This window comes from Rhodococcus sp. USK10, from assembly GCF_019378875.1.
In the GTDB taxonomy this organism is placed as follows: domain Bacteria; phylum Actinomycetota; class Actinomycetes; order Mycobacteriales; family Mycobacteriaceae; genus Rhodococcus_F; species Rhodococcus_F pseudokoreensis.
Map to the genome: position 1 here is coordinate 5077830 of NZ_CP076048.1, position 17674 is coordinate 5095503.

Here is a 17674-nt window from a genome sequence, read left to right on the forward strand (position 1 = left end):
CATCGTGCTCGTCAGCGACCCACGGAAAGTGGGGGTCGAGGAGGAATTCCATCTCATCGATCGCAAGACCCGGCGCCTGACCACCCGTGCGCCGGAATTGCTGGCACGACTTCCCGACGACGTGTACGTCGACGAACTCCAGCAGTGTGTCGTCGAGGTCAACAGTGGTGTGTACGCCGACCTCGACGGCCTGCGCAGCGATCTGGAGCGGCACCGGACGGTGCTGATCGACGCGGCCGAGGGACTCGGGATCGGGGTGGCGGCCGCCGGTTCGATGCCGCTGGCGCTGCCCGCCGAGATGCACGTAACGGGGACGCAGCGCTACCGGCGCATGCTCGCCGACTACCAGATGCTCGCCCGCGAGCAGCTGATCTGCGGCACCCAGGTTCACGTCGACCTCCCCGACCGTGACGAGGCCGTGCAGGTCGCGCACCGCGTCGCCCCGCACATGCCCGTCCTGCTGGCGCTCAGCGCGAGTTCACCGTTCCGGTCCGACGGTGCGGACACCGGTTATGCCAGCGCACGGACGCTTCTGTGGTTGCGCTGGCCGAGCACCGGTCCGGCCGCGCCCGTCTCCTCGGCCGCCGAATACGGCGCACTGATCGACGACCTGGTCGCGAGCGGGGTGATCAGCGACCCCGGTATGGCGTATTTCGACGTCCGGCCGTCGGTGAAGCTTCCGACCCTGGAGTTGCGGGTGTGCGACAGCTGCCCACGGCTGGACACGGTCGTGCTCGTCGCGGCCCTGTTCCGGGCGCTCGTCGAACGCGAGGTGGAGGGTCTGCGCGCCGGGACGAAGGGCGTCGAGGTGGTTCCGACCCTGACGCGGGCGGCGTTGTGGCGGGCGGCGCGGTCGGGGTTGGAGGGGGATCTCGTCGACGTGCGGTTTCCGCAGGCGCGTCCCGCGGCGGACCTCGTCGGCGACTTCGTGAATTCGCTGCGACCGCAGCTCGAGCAGACCGGCGACTGGGACACCGTGCTGGAGTTATCCGCCGAGGCGTCCGCCCACGGGAGTTCCGCGGCGCGGCAGCGGCACGCGCTCGCTCGCCGAGGCCGGCTCACCGACGTCGTCGACCTGCTACTCGCGGAGACGGCGGGCCGCACCGAGCACCTCCCCGAGGTGGAGGCCCCTCCCGCGCCGCCGCAGACGGGCCCGACCTCGATCGGTGGTCGCCGGACCCGGCGGTACTGGAGCGCCAGGCTGTGGGATCGCGGCGACACCGCCGACATGACATGGACGGAGTCGACGGAGCTCGACGAGAAGAAGCTGATCGAGTGGCGCCGGGATCTGCACGCGCATCCGGAGTTGTCGTTCGAGGAACGCCGGACCACCGGAATCGTGCGCAACCACCTCATGGCTCTCGGACTCGAACCCGTCGTGCTGCCCGGCGGCACCGGCCTGTGGTGCGATCTCGGCCCGGAGACCGGCGACTGCGTCGCACTGCGCGCCGACCTCGACGCACTGCCGGTCGCCGAGACGACCGGACTCCCGTTCGAGTCGACGGTCCCCGGGGTGTCGCACGCGTGCGGTCACGACGCGCACACCACGATGCTGATGGGGGCGGCGTCGGTCCTCGTGAAGTACCCGCCGCCGACCCGGGTGCGGCTCATCTTCCAGCCCGCGGAGGAGACGACACCCGGCGGCTCCGTCGACACGATCGCCGCAGGCGCACTCGACGGGGTGTCGAAGATCTTCGCCCTGCACTGCGACCCGCACCTCGAAGTCGGCAAGCTCGCCACCCGGACCGGGCCGATCACGTCGTCCAACGACGCCGTCACGGTGCGGTTGTGGTCGTCGGGCGGGCACACCGCGCGACCGCACCTGACCGGCGATCTGATCCACGCCGCCGCCGTCCTGGTGACGGGACTCGCGTCCGTGCTCGACCGCCGCATCGACGCCCGCACCGCGACCGTCCTCACCTGGGGCAAGGTGGCCGCCGGGCAGGTCGCGAACTCCGTGCCCGAGTCGGGTGAACTGGTGGGCACCCTGCGCAGCGCGTCCCGCGAGACGTGGGCCTCGCTCGAACCGCTGGTCACGGACGCGATCTGCCACCTGCTCGCCCCGTACAACGTGCGGTACGAGCTCTCCTACCGGCAGGGTGTCCCGCCCGTCGTCAACGATCCCGACTGCACCGCCGACCTGCGGGAGGCGATCGAATCGGTCGTCGGCTTCGACCACCTGGGCGAGGCCCACCAGTCCAGCGGCGGCGAGGACTTCGCCTGGTACCTCGAGAAGGTCCCGGGCGCGATGGCCAGGCTCGGCGTGTGGGACGGCATCGGCACACCCCAGGAGCTGCATCAACCGGGGTTCAACCTGGACGAACGCGCGATGGTGCACGGGGTCCGGACGCTGGTCGCGCTCACCCGCCTCGAAGACGAGTCGGACTGAGCCGTCAGGCCGGTTCGGCGGCGGCCTCCGCCAGTTTCGGCACGAGGGCGCCGACGGCGTAGGGGAGGCTGAGGACGGTGCCCCAGGTGAGAGCGCCGGAGACGGTGGGGTCGTCGACGAACGCGGCCCGTCCGGCCTTCGCCACCGGCAGCGACTGATAGACGGGGTCCGCGGTGATCTGCGCTTCGGCGCCGGGACTGCTGCCCACGTTCCAGACGAGGACGTCGACGTCGAGGATGTTCAGCTGTTCCTTACTGATGGTGAACGCGTCCTGGTCGCCCGCGAGCTGCGTGATCTGCTCCGGGACGACGAACCCCAGCGACGTCATCAGGCGTGAGCGCGGATCGTTCGGGGAGCGAACGTAGAATGACCCGGCGTCGCCCAGTTCTGCCACCGCGACCGTCTTGCCCTCGAATTCGGGGTGGGCGGCGCGCTGCTGCGCCACCAGGTCGTCGACGTCGGCGACGAGTTCATCCGCCTTCCGGTCCTCGCCGAGGGTGGTGCCGACCATGCGGACGGCGTCCTGCCACGGCATGCCGAAATCGGGGTAGTCCGGCGACGTCGTCACGGTGGGCGCGATGGCCGAGAGTCGCTGATACGCGTCGTCGTCGACGTCGATGTACAGCGCGAGGATCAGGTCGGGGCCGAGTTTCGCGATCTCCTCGTACGCGAAGTTCGCCTCACCGGTGAACTGTCCGCGGTTGAGGGTCGCCCGGGACTTCGGTCGTTCCCTTCTTGTGCGTCACCGTCCGGGTGTCGCCTTCGGCGCCGGCTTCGGTGCCGGACGAGCACGCTGCGGCGACGGCGGCCATACCGATCCCGGCGCTCACGGTCAGGAACCTGCGACGGTTGAGCGTTCGCATCCACTACCTCCCTGTAGGTAAGGCTAACCTACAGGGATTTGTCAGCGGCTGTGCATTTGTGGCGGAAACGGGGGAGTCGGCTCGGGAATCGGCGGCCCCGGGGGCGGCGTCGGCCCCGGCGGACCCGGCTGCGGTCCCGGCTCGGGCGGTGCGGGTTCCGGACCCGGCTCCGGCGGAAACGGATGCGGCGGTGTCGGCGTCGGCGGCACGGGAGGAGGGCCCGGTGACGGCGGCACCGGCTCCGGGTCGGGCACGGGATTGCCGTGCTCGTCGCGCGCACTCGTCATCGACAGACCACCTTCCGATCGGCTGATTGAGTGGTACCCGGAACGGGCATCCCGCAATCACAGAGCTAGCTGTGGCCGCCCGGGAACAAAATGCGGGATCGGTGCGTTGTCTAGCAACCGTGCCCCGCAAGTGTGGAATTTCACCACACGGGGAACATGAGCCAAAGGGAGGAAGTCATGGCAACCGACTACGACGCACCACGGGTTACCGTCGACGACGAACTCGCCGCGGACTCGCTCGAAGAACTGAAGACACGGAGGAACGACTCGCAGTCGTCCGTCGTCGACGTCGAGGAGACCGACACGGCGGAGTCCTTCGAACTGCCCGGCGCCGACCTGTCCGGTGAGGAACTCACCGTCCGCGTCATTCCGAAGAGGGCAGACGAATTCACCTGCAGCAGTTGCTTCCTGGTCCATCATCGTTCGCGTCTCGCGTCCGAAGAGGGCGGGCAGCTGATCTGCCGCGACTGCGCATAGGAGGCCCGCGTGGCCGACGTCAGCAGAACGTTCACCGTCGCCTCACCGCTCGGGGAAGTCGTCGCATACCTGCGTGACTTCGCGAACACCACGGCCTGGGATCCCGGGACCGAGAAGTGCGAGCAGACCACGCCCGGTCCGGTGGCGGTGGGCACCGAATGGCACAACGTGTCGTCGTTCTTCGGGCGCACCACCGAACTCACCTACCGCATGACCCGCGACGACCCCGATCACGTCGTCTTCGCGGGTCGCAACGGAGCCGCGATCACGTCGGACGACCTGTCGTTCGAGAAGGTGGACGACGCCTCGACGTCGATCACCTACCGCGCGCACCTCGAATTCACCGGTCTCGCGCGCTTCGCCGACCCCGCCGCCCGCCTCGCGTTCGAGGTGCTCGCGGCCAAGACCGTCAAACAGATGACCGGAGTCCTCGAGGCGAGGTAACGATCCGCCGCACAACGCGTTTGGCCGTGCATAATTCTTGGACGCACACCGTTGCGGGCGCCCCGCACGATGCGAGGCGCCCGCGGTATGTCGGGACCGATCAGCTGAGGTGATGCACCTCCTGCAGCCCGTAGACGGGTGTCGGGATCTCCTCGTGCCGTGCCTTGAGTTGCAGGGCGAGGTACAGCGAGTAGTGCCGCGACTGGTGCAGGTTGCCGCCGTGGAACCACAGCGCTTCCTGCTGGGTGGGCTTCCACATGTTGCGCTGTTCGCCCTCCCACGGCCCGGGGTCCTTGGTGGTGTCGGAGCCGAGACCCCAGCACTTTCCGACCTTGTCGGCCACGTCCTGGCCCATGAGGTCGGCGGCCCAGCCGTTCATCGACCCGTAGCCGGTGGCGTAGACGACGAGGTCGGCGGGCAATTCGGTGCCGTCGGTGAGGACCACGGCATCCTCGCTGAGGTGGTCGACCTGCCCGGACACGAGGTGGATGCTGCCGTCCGCGACGAGTTCGGACGCGCCGACGTCGATGTAGTAGCCGGATCCGCGGCGCAGGTACTTCATGAACAGACCGGACCCGTCGTCACCGAAATCGAGCTTGAAACCGGCCTTTTCGAGTCGCGCGTAGAAGTCTTTGTCCCGTTCGGCGATCTTCTGATACACCGGGATCTGGAACTCGTGCATGATCTTGTACGGCAGCGACGCGAACGTGAGGTCGGCCTTCTCCGTCGTCATGCCCGCCGCGAGCGCGCGCTCCGAGTAGAGGTCGCCGAGGCCGAGGTCCATCAGCGAATCCGACTTCACGATGTGCGTGGACGACCGCTGCAGCATCGTCACGTCGGCGCCGGTCTCGAAGAGCGCCTTGCAGATGTCGTGCGCCGAGTTGTTGGCTCCGACGACGACGACGCGCTTCCCGACGTAGGCGTCCGGGCCGGGGTGCCGGCTCGAATGGTGCTGCTCGCCGCGGAAGACGTCCTGGCCAGGGAACGTCGGAACGTTCGGTTTGCCCGACATGCCGGTGGCGAGCACCAACTGCTTCGGGTGCAGCACTACCTCTTCGCCATCGCGGTCGAGGACGACGGTCCACTCCTTCGTCTCTTCGTCGAACGTCGCGGACGTGCAGGTGGTGGACGCCCAGTACGGAATCTCCATCACCTTCGTGTACATCTCGAGCCAGTCGCCGATCTTGTCCTTCGGCGCGAACACCGGCCAGTTGTCCGGGAACGGCATGTACGGCAGGTGGTCGTACCAGACCGGGTCGTGCAGGCACAGCGACTTGTACCGGTTGCGCCACTGGTCGCCGGGGCGTTCGTTCTTGTCGACGACGATGGCCGGGACCCCGAGTTGGCGCAGCCGCGCGCCGAGCGCGATGCCGCCCTGGCCGCCGCCGATCACGAGAACGTACGGCTGCCGGGTGTAGCCGAGTTCCCGCTCCTCGATCTCCCGCTTCTCCGCCCAGCTCTGGGTGTCGCCACCGGAACCGTGGACGGCGCCCTTGACGCGGTTCCGTCCGCGGCGTTCCTCGTGGCCCTTCAATTCCTGCATGGTGGTGAGGAACGTCCACGCCTCGTCGTCCTTCAGGCGCAGGTGCCCCTTGCCGCGGCCCGTCGCGGTCTCGAATTCGATCCACGCAGACGTGACGCCGTCGGCCTCGTCCGGTGTCTCGGTGGTGCGGAAGTTCGTCGGGTCGGTGTCGTCGAGGCGTGCGTGCAGCATCGCGGCGACGGCGTCGCGTCCCTCCACCGTCTTGAGGTTCCAGGTGAACGCCACCAGGTCCCGCCAGAAGCTGTCGACGGCGAACATGCCCGCGGCACGATCGACGTCGCGAGCGGCGAGAGCGGACTCGAAGCTCGCCAACCACAGGTCGACGCGCTCCTGGGGGGTCAGGGTCGTCTGCGCCTCAGTCGGCTGGACCGTCTGTGTCATGTACCTCTCCTTCGCTCGGTATGTGACATACAGCACACGCTGGTCGGAGCTGAGCGGCAAGCGTTGCATCGTGTTGCAATCGCCCCCGTGAGTACTTGTTAACCGCCGGCGGTTAACAAGTACTCACGGCTGATGTCATGGTGATGATCGAGGGTGCCGGAGCCGACGAAGACAAGATCGCCCCGACGGAGGCGATGCTCGCCGCGATGAGCGCGTACAACGAGGACCTGGTGAACGCCGGGATCATGCTCGACGGGCAGGGTCTGAAGCCGACCAGCGCCGGGGCGCGGGTGGTGTTCGAGGGCGGGACGACGTCGGTGGTCGACGGCCCGTTCACGGAGTCGAAGGAGATCGTCGCGGGCTTCTGGATCTGGGAGGTGCGGTCCCTCGAGGAGGCGATCGAGTGGGTGAAGAAGTGCCCCGCCGACCCCGGCACCGGAATGCGTCAGCTGATCGAGGTGCGGCCGATCTTCGAGTCGGACGACTTCGGGGACGAGTTCACGCCGGAATTGCGGGAGCGGGAAGAAGCGCTCGCGGCGCGGATCCGCGAGCAGCACCCCGACCGCTGACATGGACGCGCGGCGCACGGTCGAGGCGGTGTGGCGGATGGAGTCGCCGCGGCTCATCGCGTCCCTCACCCGTCTCGTCCGTGATGTCGGCACTGCCGAGGAGATCGCGCAGGACGCGTTCGTGCTGGCGCTGGAGCAGTGGCCGCGGGACGGCGTCCCGGACAATCCGGGTGCGTGGCTGACGGCGACGGCGAAGCACAAGGCGATCGATCGGATTCGCCGGGAGCGGTCGCAGCAGTCGAAGTACACGCAGATCGCCGTCGACCCGTCGGCGCAGCAGCCGAGCGCGATGCCCGCACCGGACGCGGTCGAGGGTGTGGAGGACGACCTGCTGGCGCTGGTGTTCGTGGCGTGTCATCCGGTGCTTCCCCGGGAGTCGCGGGTGGCGTTGACACTCCGGCTGGTGGGCGGGCTCCGGACGGACGAGATCGCCCGGGCGTTCCTGGTGCCGTCGGCGACGATGGGGCAGCGGATCAGCAGGGCCAAGCGGACGCTGTCGGAGGCGAAGGTGCCGTTCGAGGTGCCGTCGCGCGAGGAACTTCCGCCGCGACTGTCGGCGGTGCTCGAGGTGGTCTATCTGGTGTTCAACGAGGGCTACTCGGCCACGTCGGGTGAAGACTGGATACGACGTGACCTGGCCGCCGAGGCGATGCGGCTCGCCCGGGTCCTCGCCGGACTGTTGCCGGACGAGCCCGAAGTGCACGGACTGGTGGCGCTGACCGAGTTGCAGGCGTCGCGGTTCGCCGCCCGGCTGGGCCCGGGCGGTGAGCCGATCCTGTTGCAGGATCAGGACCGGTCACGGTGGGACCGCATCCTGCTGAGGCACGGGAACGCCGCGCTGGAGCGGGCCGTCGCGCTGGGCCGCCCGCTCGGCCCCTACTCGCTGCAGGCCGCGATCGCCGGATGTCATGCCCGGGCGTCTCGGTTCGAGGACACCGACTGGGAGGCGATCGTCGCACTGTACGACGCGTTGGCGCAGGTGGCGCCGTCGCCGGTGGTGGAGCTCAATCGCGCGGTGGCGCTGCTGCATTCGGACGGTCCGGACGCGGCGTTGGCCGCCCTCGACGCGGTGCGGGACGATCCCCGGCTGGCCCGCCTCCATCTGTACGGCGCGGTGCGGGGCGAAGTTCTCGAGCGCCTCGGCCGCTACGAGGAGGCGGCCCGGACCCTCGAGGACGCCGCGGCCACCGCACCCACGCGGCATGAACGCAACCTGCTCATGGCACGGGCCGCCGCCGCGTCCGCGCGCACCGAACCGTAAGGCGTATCGCGGATCAGGATCCCGGCCGCGACTGCTTGTGGTCGCCGAACGGCTCGTCGCGTTCGCGGACAGCCTCCCGGAATCCGGCGGTGGCCGAACGTAGTTGGAACGCGTACCCCTCGCGGGTGTGCCGGGACATCCCGTCGAAGACGGTGCTCACCATCGTCGAGTTGGCGACGCCCTGCGCGAGCAGTGTGCTGTTCAGCGCGAGTTTGACCATCATCAGCTGGTTGATCGGCATCTGCGCGATCCGCTCGACGAGGTCCTCGGTGCGGCGGTCGAGTTCCTCCGCCGGCGCCGACTCCACGGCGAGCCCCCAGTCGGCGGCCTGCCGTCCGGTGATGCAGTCGCCGGTGAGGAGTAGTCGTTTCGCCCGCTGGTCGCCGAGGCGGTGCGCCCACATGCCGGCGGCCGGCACACCCCACACCCGGGTCGGGGGGTAGCCGATCTTCGTGTCGTCCGCTGCGACGATCTGGTCGCAGTACAGCGCGATGTCGGTGCCGCCTGCCACGCAAAATCCGTGGATCTTCGCGACGGTCGGCTTGTTCGCGTGCAGCAGGCTCGCGAAGCCGCGGTTGAACCGGCTCATCATGGCGTAGTCGGCCATCGGATCCCAGTTGGCGAACGGATTGTGGTTGCGCGCCTGCACGATCGGATCGAGGACGGTGCCCGTCGCAGCACCCGATTCCTCTCCGGTGCCGCCGCCGTTCTCGGCGAAGACGCCCAGGTCGTATCCGCCGCAGAACCCCTTCCCCCGACCCGACAGCAGGATCACGTGGACGCGGGGGTCGAGGTCGGCGCGTTCGACGGTCGCGGCGAGTTCGAGGGGGGTGTCGGCGGTGATCGCGTTGCCGTGCTCCGGCCGGTCGAACGTGATCCGGGCGATGCGGCCGGTCACCTCGTAGGTGAGGGTCCGGTACTCCGGCTCGTCGGCCCGATCCTGTTCACGACCCGTGAACAGGGAGTCCGCGCCCTCGTCCCAGCCGTCGCGCCAGGCGGCCGGACGGGTGCCGGCGTGGTCGGTCATGACCCCACCTTGGGAGTGGCACGGTCGACGATGACGGCGGTGTCGACGCCGGTCGGCAGCGTCCCGAACACGGTGCCCCAGTCGCCGGACAGCCGGCTGACGCAGAACGCGTCGGCGACCGCGGGATGCCCGTGGCGGACGAGCAGCGAACCCTGCAGGGCGAGTGCCATGTCGCCGACGACGCGCCGGGCCCGGTGCTCGAGCGTGTCGACGTCGCCGAAACTGGACTTCAGCTTTGTGACGGCGGCGTCGAGTCGAGCGTCGGCGCCCGCGGTCGCATCGAGTTCGTCGAAGAACACCTGAAGCGTCTCCGGCTGTTTGGCCATCGCGCGCAGGGTGTCCAGGGCGGCGACGTTGCCGGAGCCCTCCCACACCGACAGCAGGGGCGCCTCCCGGTACAGCCGCGGCATCCGGGAATCCTCCACGTACCCGTTGCCGCCCAGGCATTCCAGGGCTTCGGCGGCGTGGATCGGCCCGCGCTTGCAGACGAAATACTTGCTGACCGACAGCGAGATGCGGCGGAGCGTGTTCGCGTGCTCGTCGCCCGCGGTCGCCCGGTCGGTGAGCGCGGCCAGCCACAGCGCGACGGTCGTGGCGGCCTCCGACTCGACGGCGAGGTCGGCGAGCACGTTGCGCATCAGCGGCTGATCCACCAGGTGGGCGCCGAACGCGCTGCGATGCACGGCGTGGTGCGCGGCCTGCGCCGTGCCGACCCGCATGCCGGTGGCCGTGCCGATCGTGCAGTCGAGGCGGGTCATGTTGACCATCTCGATGATCGTCGGAACCCCGCGACCTTCCTCGCCGACCAGCCAGGCGACCGCCTCGTCGTACTCGACCTCGCTACTGGCATTGGAGTGGTTGCCGAGCTTGTCCTTGAGGCGCTGCAGGTGCATTCGGTTGCGGGTGCCGTCCGGCAGGACCCTGGGCAGGAAGAAACAGGACAGCCCGCCGGGTGCCTGGGCCAGCACCAGGAACACGTCGGACATCGGCGCCGACGTGAACCACTTGTGCCCGGTCAGCAGGTAGCTGCCGTCGGACTGCGGCACGGCGCGGGTGGTGCCCGCGCGGACGTCGGAGCCGCCCTGTTTCTCCGTCATCGACATCCCGGCGATCAGTCCGGCTTTCGTCAGCGGAGGGTGCAGGGCGGGATCGTAGACCCGTGCGGTGAGCAAAGGTTCGTACTGTTCCGCGAGCGCACGATTGTGCCGCAGGGCGGGGACGACGGCGTATGTCATGGAGATCGGGCAGCCGTGGCCGGCGTCGACCTGACCCCACACCGCCATCTTCGCGGCCCGGACCAGGTGGGCGCGCGGGTGCGGGTCGGCCCACGGTGCGCCGTGCAGGCCCATCTCGACGGCGGTGGTCATCAGCTGGTGGTAGGCGGGGTCGTACTCGACCTCGTCGATGCGGTTGCCGTAGCGGTCGTGGGTGCGCAGAACGGGAGGGTGCGCCTCGGCGAGGTCGCCCCAGCGCTGCGCCTCCTCGCTTCCGGCGAGGCGTCCGACGTCGTGTAATTCCTCGAGCGCGTCGTGGGCGCCTTCGCGTTGCAGCGCTTCGAGAATCGGTGCGTAGTCGGCGGCGTCGAAGTTGATCAGCGGCGGTACCTGGTTGACGACCTCGTGTGTGGCACTCATGTCGGGCTCCCGAGGGATCGAAGGGTGAACGTGAGCAGGGCGGGGATGATCGCGGCGTCGGCGGCGCCGCGGGCGAGGGGCAGAATCAGTGCTTCGCCGATGGCACCGACGATGCAGGCGGCCGTGACCGACGCGTCCTGGTCCGGGATCTCCCCGGCCTCGACGGCGCCGGCGATCGCCACCGCGAGGGCGTCGCGGAACGACTCGCGGAACAGCAGGCGTTCCGTGTCGACCTGCGGGTCGACGGGTTCCACGAGCAGTGCGTACGCCAGGACCGGTGCGCGCAGGGCGCGTTCGGCGAACGTTCCGACGGACGCGGACACCGCGGCGACGCAGCGGCCCTCGGCGGCCCGGGCCGTGTTGCCGGATTCGACGGCGGCGCTCACCTCCCGGCTGCAGACGATGCGGAAGACCTCCGCGAACAATTCGCCCTTGTTGGAGAAGTGCCGGTACACGGTGCCGGTGCCGACCCCGGCCTGCGACGCGACCGCGGAGATCGAGCACCCGGCGTAGCCGTGACGGGCGATGAGCCCGATCGCGGAGTCGATGAGGGTGGTGCGGAGAGCGTCCAGGCGTTCCTGGACCGCGGGGGTGCGCCGATAAGCCATAGCCAAGAAGTGAACACCGGTTCCGTTCTTCCGTCAAGAGTGCTAGCGTCGGCTACACCGGCGAGGAAAGGCGCACTCGATGACTTCCGACGTGGTACTCGTCCGCAAGGACGGCCCGGTCACGACGATCAGCCTGAACCGGCCCGAAGTCCGCAACGCCGTCGACCGGCCCACCGCCGAGGCGCTCGCCGACGCCTTCCGCGCCTTCGACGCGGACGAGGACGCGTCCGTCGCCGTGCTGCACGGCGAGGGCGGAACATTCTGCGCGGGAGCCGATCTCAAGGCCATCAGTTCCGGCGCCGGGAATCGGGTGGCGCCCGACGGCGACGCACCCATGGGCATTTCCCGGATGCGGTTGTCGAAACCGGTGATCGCCGCGATCGACGGGCACGCGGTGGCGGGCGGACTCGAACTCGCGTTGTGGGCCGACCTGCGGGTCGCGGGCGCGGACGCTGTCCTCGGTGTGTTCTGCCGCCGCTGGGGCGTGCCGCTCATCGACGGCGGAACCGTCCGCCTGCCGCGGCTCATCGGGGAGAGTCGCGCGATGGACCTCGTCCTCACCGGGCGAGCCGTCGACGCCGACGAAGCGCTGAGCATGGGGCTGATCAACCGGAAGGTCGCGGCGGGGGAGGCGCTCACCGCGGCCCGGCAATTGGCCGCCGAGATCGCCGGCCTGCCCCAGGTGTGCCTGCGGCAGGACCGATTGTCGCTGCTCGAGCAGTCCGGGCTCACCGAGGATCAGGCGCTGCTGAACGAATTCCGGCACGGCGCAATCTCTCTGGCCAACGGAACGATCGAGGGTGCCGCACGCTTCGCCGCCGGGGCCGGCAGGCACGGTGATGCCGCCCCCGTGAGTACTTCTTAACCGCCCGTGGTTAACAAGTACTCACGGGCGGTGTGGGTCGCATACCTGCTCGCGCTGGCCGTCACGATCGTCACGCTGGGGCTGCCCACCGACCGCCTCTACCAGGCGACGTGGATCGTCGCCGGCCTGATCGCGTTCACGATCGACCGGCCGTGGCGGGACCATGTGCGGGTCGTGTGGGATTGGTTGCCGCTCATCGCCGCTCTTGTGGTCTACGACCTGAGCCGGGGTGTCGCCCACCACCTCGGGATGCCGGTGCGGGCTCAGGAACTGGTGTCGGTGGAGGGCTGGCTCTTCGGCGGCACCATCCCCACCGTGTGGTTGCAGCAGCACCTGCTGCCGCCGACGGGTGCGCTGCCGTGGTGGACGCTGCTCACCGGAATCGTCTACACCAGTCACTTCCTCGTGCCGTGGGTGGTCGCGGCCGTCTTCTACGCGTACTCGCGCGACGTGTGGTCGGGGTACATGCGGCGGGTGCTGCTGCTGTCGTATCTCGGCCTGGTCACGTACATTCTGCTGCCGTCGGTCCCGCCGTGGCTGGCCGCCGAGGGGGATGTGATCTCCGGCAGCGTGGGCCGCGTCGCGGGGTTCGGATTCGGTGTCGTCCCCATGGATGTCGGCACGCGGTGGCTGGAGGCGCAGAGCAATCCGGTCGCCGCGCTGCCGTCACTGCACGCGGCGTTCGCGATGCTGGTGGCCGTCGCGCTGTGGCCGTTCGCGAGGAATTTGTGGTCGCGCGCGCTGCTGGTCGCGTACCCGGTCGCCATGGCGTTCGTGCTGGTCTACGGCGGCGAGCACTACGTCGTCGACGTGCTTGCGGGATGGGCGTACCTGGGACTGGCGATCCTCCTGGCGCGGGCATGGGAGTCCCGCACGGCGCCGACGCCCGGCCGGGATCTCACCGCCGGCCACCCGCCGCGTCGCTGGTGACCGACACCTCGTCGAGCGTGGTGCGGAGGAACGGCAGGATGCGCTTGACGATCGCCTCGTTGTACGCGACCGGTTGCTGATTCGGGTTCGCGTGGCCGGTGCCGTCGAGCTTGGCCACCAGCAGTGCGCCGTCGGTCCCGCCGGACTGTTCGACGAGAATCTTCTGCGTGTAGTCGACGTCGACCACACCATCCATCCAGCCAGCGCGCGGACGCACGAAGACGATCCCCGGTCGCGGTTTGTCGTCCGACTCCACCGCCAGCGACTTCAGGTTGTCGATGGCACCGGACGCGACGATGGTCTTGAACTGCGATTCGATCAGCCCGTTGCTCGCGACGTCCTCCGACAGGACCTTCTCGGTGAGGACCTCGTCGAGGACGTCGCGGAACTCGTCGACGTCGACGTGCGGATACCAATCGGACTTCGTGTCGAGGAACCTGCTCTGCCGGGCCGCGGTCTCCACCAGCACGCGCATCGTCCGGCTCTCCCGCGCGCCGGGGAGCCAGCCGATCCACCGCAGCATGTCCTCGCCGCTGTCCCGACTTCCGGCCCGGACGGCGTGCAGGTCCACCGGGGTGCAGTCGAGCACGACGCCGATGAGGTTGGCGTCGGTGTCCTCGTAGATGTGCTGCGCCACCTCCAGCGCGACGACGCCGCCCATGCTGTGCCCGGACAGGACGACGTTGTCGATCCCCTCCTCGGCGGCGCGGGCGGCGATCAGTTCACTGATCACCTTGGTGTCGATGCCGCCGTTGTCGTACTGGACCGCCCAGACCCGCCCGATGCCGTCGTACGAGGACAGCGTCCTGGCCGTGTCGGTGGCGTCCTTGTTGCCGAGGCCGACGAGGTCGACGACGGCGGTGTCGTGGTCGGCGGGCGACTGCGCGTCGTACACCTCGTGGATCTGCGGCTGGGTCAGTGCGAGCCGCTGGCGTTCGGGCTGGACGTCGTGAACCCAGTACTGGCCGCCGGCGAGGAGCAGGGGAACGATCCCGAGCGCGACGGCGGCGAGGAAGCGCCTGGTGCGACCGAATTTCTGCCACCGGTGACCGAGCCGTGTCGCGTGCAGTAGCGCCTTGCGGCGGTCGTTGCTCCAGTCGGCCACGGTGGACGGATGGCGTGTAACTCTCTCCGGCATCTACTCCGATGGTACGCGCGGCGGCTTCGCCGCCCGTGAGTACTTGTTAACCGCCGGACGTTGACAAGTACTCACGGCGGAAGCGGCTGGAATCCGGGCACAGGGCGGCGACCGGGGCGACGTCGGCCGCGTAATCGACGTCGCGGAGCGTCGGCAGCGACAGTACCTCGGCGCCGGCGGCGAGCAGCGCGGCCCGGGTGAGGCGCCCGGTGTCCGGACTCGATGTGGGAACCGGGAGTATCGCCCGCGCCGAAACCGCATCGGGCACACCGAGGATCCACCATCCGCCGTCCTCCGCGAGCCCGAGGGCGCATCGGCCTCGCCGCTCGGTGAGGAGGTCCGCGGAGTCGGCGAGCAGCCCCGCCGTCACTTGTGGTGTGTCCATTCCGATCTGGAGAATCGGCAGCCCGAAACGGCCGAACGTGTCGGCGTGGGCGTTCACCAACCGCTCCGCGAAACTCTCACCCCGCTGCGGCACCACCGTGAATCTGCTCAGCGTCGTGGCGATGTCGCCGCCCCGGACCGCGCGGCCGAGGTCGCCGGTCATCGCCACCACCCGCTGCGCCACCCCGGCACCGGCGACGGCGTCGAGCGTGTCCAGCAGGGAGGCGGCGGCGAGGGCTGCCGCCCGGGTGTCGCCGACGTCCCTTGCGAGCCGGGTCTTCGCGAAGCCGGGCACCGGCGCCTTCGCGACCACGAGGACGGCGACGTCGAGGGTCACCCGATCACCTTCCAGAAGTCGTGGACGGCGACGACGGTGCCCTTCAGTGAACCCGACACCTTCGACGTGCCCGCGGTGCGCGGGCGATACGTGATGTCCTGCTCCACGACCCGCCAGTGGGCGCGGCCCGCGAGCACGAGAAGCTGCAGCGGGTAGCCGGACCTGCGGTCGTCGACACCCAGGTCGAGAAGGTCCTGCCTGCGTACGGCCCTCATCGCCCCGAGGTCGTGGATCGGCAGCCCGTACCGGCGCCGGAGCCGGGCGGCGAGGACGGCGTTGCCGATCCTGCTGTGCAGCGGCCAGGTTCCCCGTCGCCGTCCCACCGCGAGGTCGGCGCCCGAGTTCAGGGCGGCGACCAGCCGGGGGAGTTCACCGGGGTCCATCGAGCCGTCGCCGTCCAGCACGCAGACTGCCCGGGTCTGCGCCGCGACCACCCCGGCGTGCACGGCGGAACCGTATCCCGGGACGGGCTCGCGCACCACCGACGCTCCGTGGGCGGCCGCGACCGCGGCGGTGTCGTCGGTGGAGTTGTTGTCCACCACCATCATCCGGTAGTCACGGGGCACCGCGGCGAGCACGCCGGGCAGGGAACCGGCCTCGTTCAGGCACGGGATCACGACAGTGACGTCCCGCGCCGAGATCGGCGCACGCTCAGACACGGGGAGGTCCTGCCGGCGCCGCGTCCCGCAGGGGCGCGTGCGCGAATGCCGCAATCCCCTCGGTGGGCAGGATCTTCGCCCGGAACCCGAGCCGCTCCCGGGCCCGCCGGGGGTCGGCGACGATGTGCCGGACGTCGCCGGGCCGGTACTCGCCGGTGACGACGGGTTCGGGCCCGCCGTAGGACCGGGCAAGCGTCGCCGCCACCTCGCCGATCGTGATCGGTTGTCCCGAGCACACGTTGAAGGCTGTGAATCCCGGCAGCGCTGTCTCGAGCGCGGTCAGGTTCGCCGCCGCGACGTCGTGGACGTGCACGAAATCCCGTGTCTGCCTGCCATCCTCGAACACGCGCGGTGGTTCGCCGGCCTCGAGGGCGGACCGGAACATCGCCGCCACCCCCGAGTACGGGGTATCGCGCGGCATGCGGTCGCCGTACACGTTGTGGTAGCGCAGCGCCGTCACGGAACCGCCGGTGGCCAGTGCCCAGGCGAGAGCGTAGTGCTCCTGGGCTACCTTGCTCGCGGCGTAGAGACTCCGCGGCCGCAGCGGCGAATTCTCCTCCACGAGTGCCCACTCCAGGGGCTCACCCGTGCGGGGGTCCGTCTCCTCGAAGTTCCCCGCCGCCAGGTCCTCGGCCCGCCGGGCGGACGGCTCCACGAACTCGCCCCGACCGTTGCGGTACCGGCCCGCCCCGTAGACGACCATCGACGACGCGAGTATCAGCCGGTGGCAACCGGACTCGTGCATCGCGGCGAGCAGCGTCGCCGTGCCGAGGTCGTTGTGGCTCGCATAGGCCGGGGCGTCGCTCAAATCCACCCCGGCGCCGACGACGGCGGCCTGATGGCACACCACGTCCACACCCCAGAGTAATTCGGTCAGGGCAGGTAGGTCGCGCACGTCCGCACGCCGCACACCGTCCGGGGGGTCGGCGCAGTTCCCGTGCGCGGACGGAAGCAGCGTGTCGACGGCGACGACGTCGTGGCCGGCCTCCGTCAGCGCGGTGCGGACGTGGCTGCCGATGAATCCGGCGGCGCCCGAGAGCAGTACGCGGGTTCCGGTCACGGCAACTCGATCGGCAGGGTCACGCCCTCGTGGACCCGGCAGGCGTCGCACGGACCCTCGGGGGCGGCGGCGATCGCGGACCGCACCAGCGTCTTCAATGACCCGAGGTTGCGCTGGAACTCGGCGAACACGTCCACGGCACGCACCCCGTCGCCGGCTTCGATTCCCGCATCGAGATCGGTGACCAAAGCGATGGTGGCGTAGCACATCTCGAGCTCTCGGGCGAGGACCGCCTCGGGATGACCCGTCATGTTGACGAGTGTCCAGCCCTGCCGGGCGAACCACAGGCTCTCGGCCCGGGTCGAGAACCGCGGTCCCTCGACCACCACCAGCACACCGCCCTCGACGGTGCCCGGCCGGGCGGCGGCCTTGCGCAGGTCGGCGCAGTACGGGTCGGCGAACTGGACGTGCACGCCGCCGCCGTCGAAGTACGTCTGCGCGCGGCCGCTGGTGCGGTCGACCAACTGGTCCGGCACGACCATCGTGCCCGGACCCAGGTCCGGGGTGAGGCTGCCGGCGGCGCAGGGCGCGAACACCCGCTGCACGCCCAGCGTGCGCAGCGCCCACAGGTTCGCGCGGTACGGGATGGTGTGGGGAGCGAATTCGTGCCGGACGCCGTGGCGAGGGAGGAACGCCACCGTCCTGCCCTCCACGTCGCCGACCGTGATCGGAGCGCTGGGTCTGCCGTACGGCGTGTCGATCGTGACTTCCGCGGCTTCCTCGTCGAAGAACGAGTAGAAGCCGCTCCCTCCGATCACGGCGACGTCCGCGCGGACCGGGTCGGGTGAACTCGTTGCGGTCATACGCTCCATCCTCCG

Annotated in this window: 18 protein-coding genes; 7 read left to right on the forward strand and 11 right to left on the reverse strand. The window is 69.7% G+C overall.

Annotation, left to right across the window (positions count from 1 at the left end):
• Positions 1-4 precede the first annotated feature (4 nt).
• Positions 5-2389, forward strand: a complete 2385-nt coding sequence (locus tag I1A62_RS30550; RefSeq protein ID WP_219456041.1) for a glutamate--cysteine ligase — start codon at positions 5-7, stop codon at positions 2387-2389.
• A gap of 4 nt (positions 2390-2393) precedes the next feature.
• Here I1A62_RS30550 and I1A62_RS30555 read toward each other — a convergent pair whose 3' ends face one another.
• Positions 2394-3047, reverse strand: coding sequence for an ABC transporter substrate-binding protein (locus tag I1A62_RS30555; RefSeq protein WP_308340782.1), 654 nt, complete (start codon positions 3045-3047; stop codon positions 2394-2396).
• A gap of 22 nt (positions 3048-3069) precedes the next feature.
• Entirely contained in the window at positions 3070-3252 is a 183-nt protein-coding gene (locus I1A62_RS46620) for a hypothetical protein (protein WP_257890587.1), read from the reverse strand.
• 464 nt (positions 3253-3716) lie between these two features.
• On the opposite strand from I1A62_RS46620, the gene I1A62_RS30560 reads away from it, so the two are divergent.
• Both I1A62_RS30560 and I1A62_RS30565 read left to right on the forward strand, forming a co-directional pair.
• Entirely contained in the window at positions 3717-4016 is a 300-nt protein-coding gene (locus I1A62_RS30560; protein WP_073359047.1) for a DUF4193 domain-containing protein, read from the forward strand.
• Positions 4017-4025: 9 nt separating this feature from the next.
• Entirely contained in the window at positions 4026-4460 is a 435-nt protein-coding gene (locus I1A62_RS30565; protein ID WP_124390245.1) for an SRPBCC family protein, read from the forward strand.
• Between the two features lie 100 nt (positions 4461-4560).
• On the opposite strand, the gene I1A62_RS30570 is transcribed toward I1A62_RS30565, so the two are convergent.
• Positions 4561-6384 carry an NAD(P)/FAD-dependent oxidoreductase gene (locus tag I1A62_RS30570; protein WP_206007445.1) on the reverse strand — a complete coding sequence of 608 codons (1824 nt, stop codon included), beginning with the start codon at positions 6382-6384 and terminating at the stop codon, positions 4561-4563.
• A 137-nt stretch (positions 6385-6521) separates the two neighbouring features.
• On the opposite strand from I1A62_RS30570, the gene I1A62_RS30575 reads away from it, so the two are divergent.
• Positions 6522-6953, forward strand: a complete 432-nt coding sequence (locus I1A62_RS30575; protein ID WP_124390247.1) for a YciI family protein — start codon at positions 6522-6524, stop codon at positions 6951-6953.
• 1 nt (position 6954) lies between these two features.
• Positions 6955-8214 (forward strand): RNA polymerase sigma factor, encoded by a 1260-nt coding sequence (locus tag I1A62_RS30580; protein ID WP_124390248.1) that lies wholly within the window; start codon positions 6955-6957, stop codon positions 8212-8214.
• A 13-nt stretch (positions 8215-8227) separates the two neighbouring features.
• On the opposite strand, the gene I1A62_RS30585 is transcribed toward I1A62_RS30580, so the two are convergent.
• Genes I1A62_RS30585 through I1A62_RS30595 form a run of 3 tightly spaced genes read right to left on the reverse strand, consistent with a single transcriptional unit; the run spans position 8228 to position 11483 of the window.
• Complete coding sequence (locus tag I1A62_RS30585) at positions 8228-9241, reverse strand: crotonase/enoyl-CoA hydratase family protein (protein WP_219456043.1); 1014 nt, start codon at positions 9239-9241, stop codon at positions 8228-8230.
• Positions 9238-10875 (reverse strand): acyl-CoA dehydrogenase family protein, encoded by a 1638-nt coding sequence (locus I1A62_RS30590; RefSeq protein WP_219456045.1) that lies wholly within the window; start codon positions 10873-10875, stop codon positions 9238-9240. The genes I1A62_RS30585 and I1A62_RS30590 overlap by 4 nt, the downstream gene beginning before the upstream one ends.
• On the reverse strand, positions 10872-11483 hold the full coding sequence (locus I1A62_RS30595) for a TetR/AcrR family transcriptional regulator (protein WP_206007441.1): 612 nt from the start codon (positions 11481-11483) through the stop codon (positions 10872-10874). Before I1A62_RS30595 ends, I1A62_RS30590 begins: the two co-directional genes overlap by 4 nt.
• Before the next feature lie 79 nt (positions 11484-11562).
• Here I1A62_RS30595 and I1A62_RS30600 point away from each other — a divergent pair, with 79 nt between their 5' ends.
• On the forward strand, positions 11563-12348 hold the full coding sequence (locus I1A62_RS30600) for a crotonase/enoyl-CoA hydratase family protein (RefSeq protein WP_219456047.1): 786 nt from the start codon (positions 11563-11565) through the stop codon (positions 12346-12348).
• A 30-nt stretch (positions 12349-12378) separates the two neighbouring features.
• Positions 12379-13278, forward strand: coding sequence for a phosphatase PAP2 family protein (locus I1A62_RS30605; protein WP_219456049.1), 900 nt, complete (start codon positions 12379-12381; stop codon positions 13276-13278).
• Here I1A62_RS30605 and I1A62_RS30610 read toward each other — a convergent pair.
• Genes I1A62_RS30610 through I1A62_RS30630 form a run of 5 tightly spaced genes read right to left on the reverse strand, consistent with a single transcriptional unit; the run spans position 13247 to position 17659 of the window.
• Complete coding sequence (locus I1A62_RS30610) at positions 13247-14416, reverse strand: alpha/beta fold hydrolase (protein ID WP_219456050.1); 1170 nt, start codon at positions 14414-14416, stop codon at positions 13247-13249. The two genes, I1A62_RS30605 and I1A62_RS30610, sit on opposite strands and share 32 nt — an antisense overlap.
• A 46-nt stretch (positions 14417-14462) precedes the next feature.
• Positions 14463-15137, reverse strand: a complete 675-nt coding sequence (locus I1A62_RS30615) for a DUF2064 domain-containing protein (protein WP_219456052.1) — start codon at positions 15135-15137, stop codon at positions 14463-14465.
• Entirely contained in the window at positions 15134-15796 is a 663-nt protein-coding gene (locus I1A62_RS30620) for a glycosyltransferase family 2 protein (RefSeq protein WP_219456054.1), read from the reverse strand. The genes I1A62_RS30615 and I1A62_RS30620 overlap by 4 nt, the downstream gene beginning before the upstream one ends.
• Positions 15789-16856, reverse strand: coding sequence for an NAD(P)-dependent oxidoreductase (locus tag I1A62_RS30625; protein ID WP_219456056.1), 1068 nt, complete (start codon positions 16854-16856; stop codon positions 15789-15791). Before I1A62_RS30625 ends, I1A62_RS30620 begins: the two co-directional genes overlap by 8 nt.
• Positions 16853-17659 (reverse strand): S-methyl-5'-thioadenosine phosphorylase, encoded by an 807-nt coding sequence (locus tag I1A62_RS30630; protein ID WP_124390258.1) that lies wholly within the window; start codon positions 17657-17659, stop codon positions 16853-16855. Before I1A62_RS30630 ends, I1A62_RS30625 begins: the two co-directional genes overlap by 4 nt.
• Positions 17660-17674 lie beyond the last annotated feature (15 nt).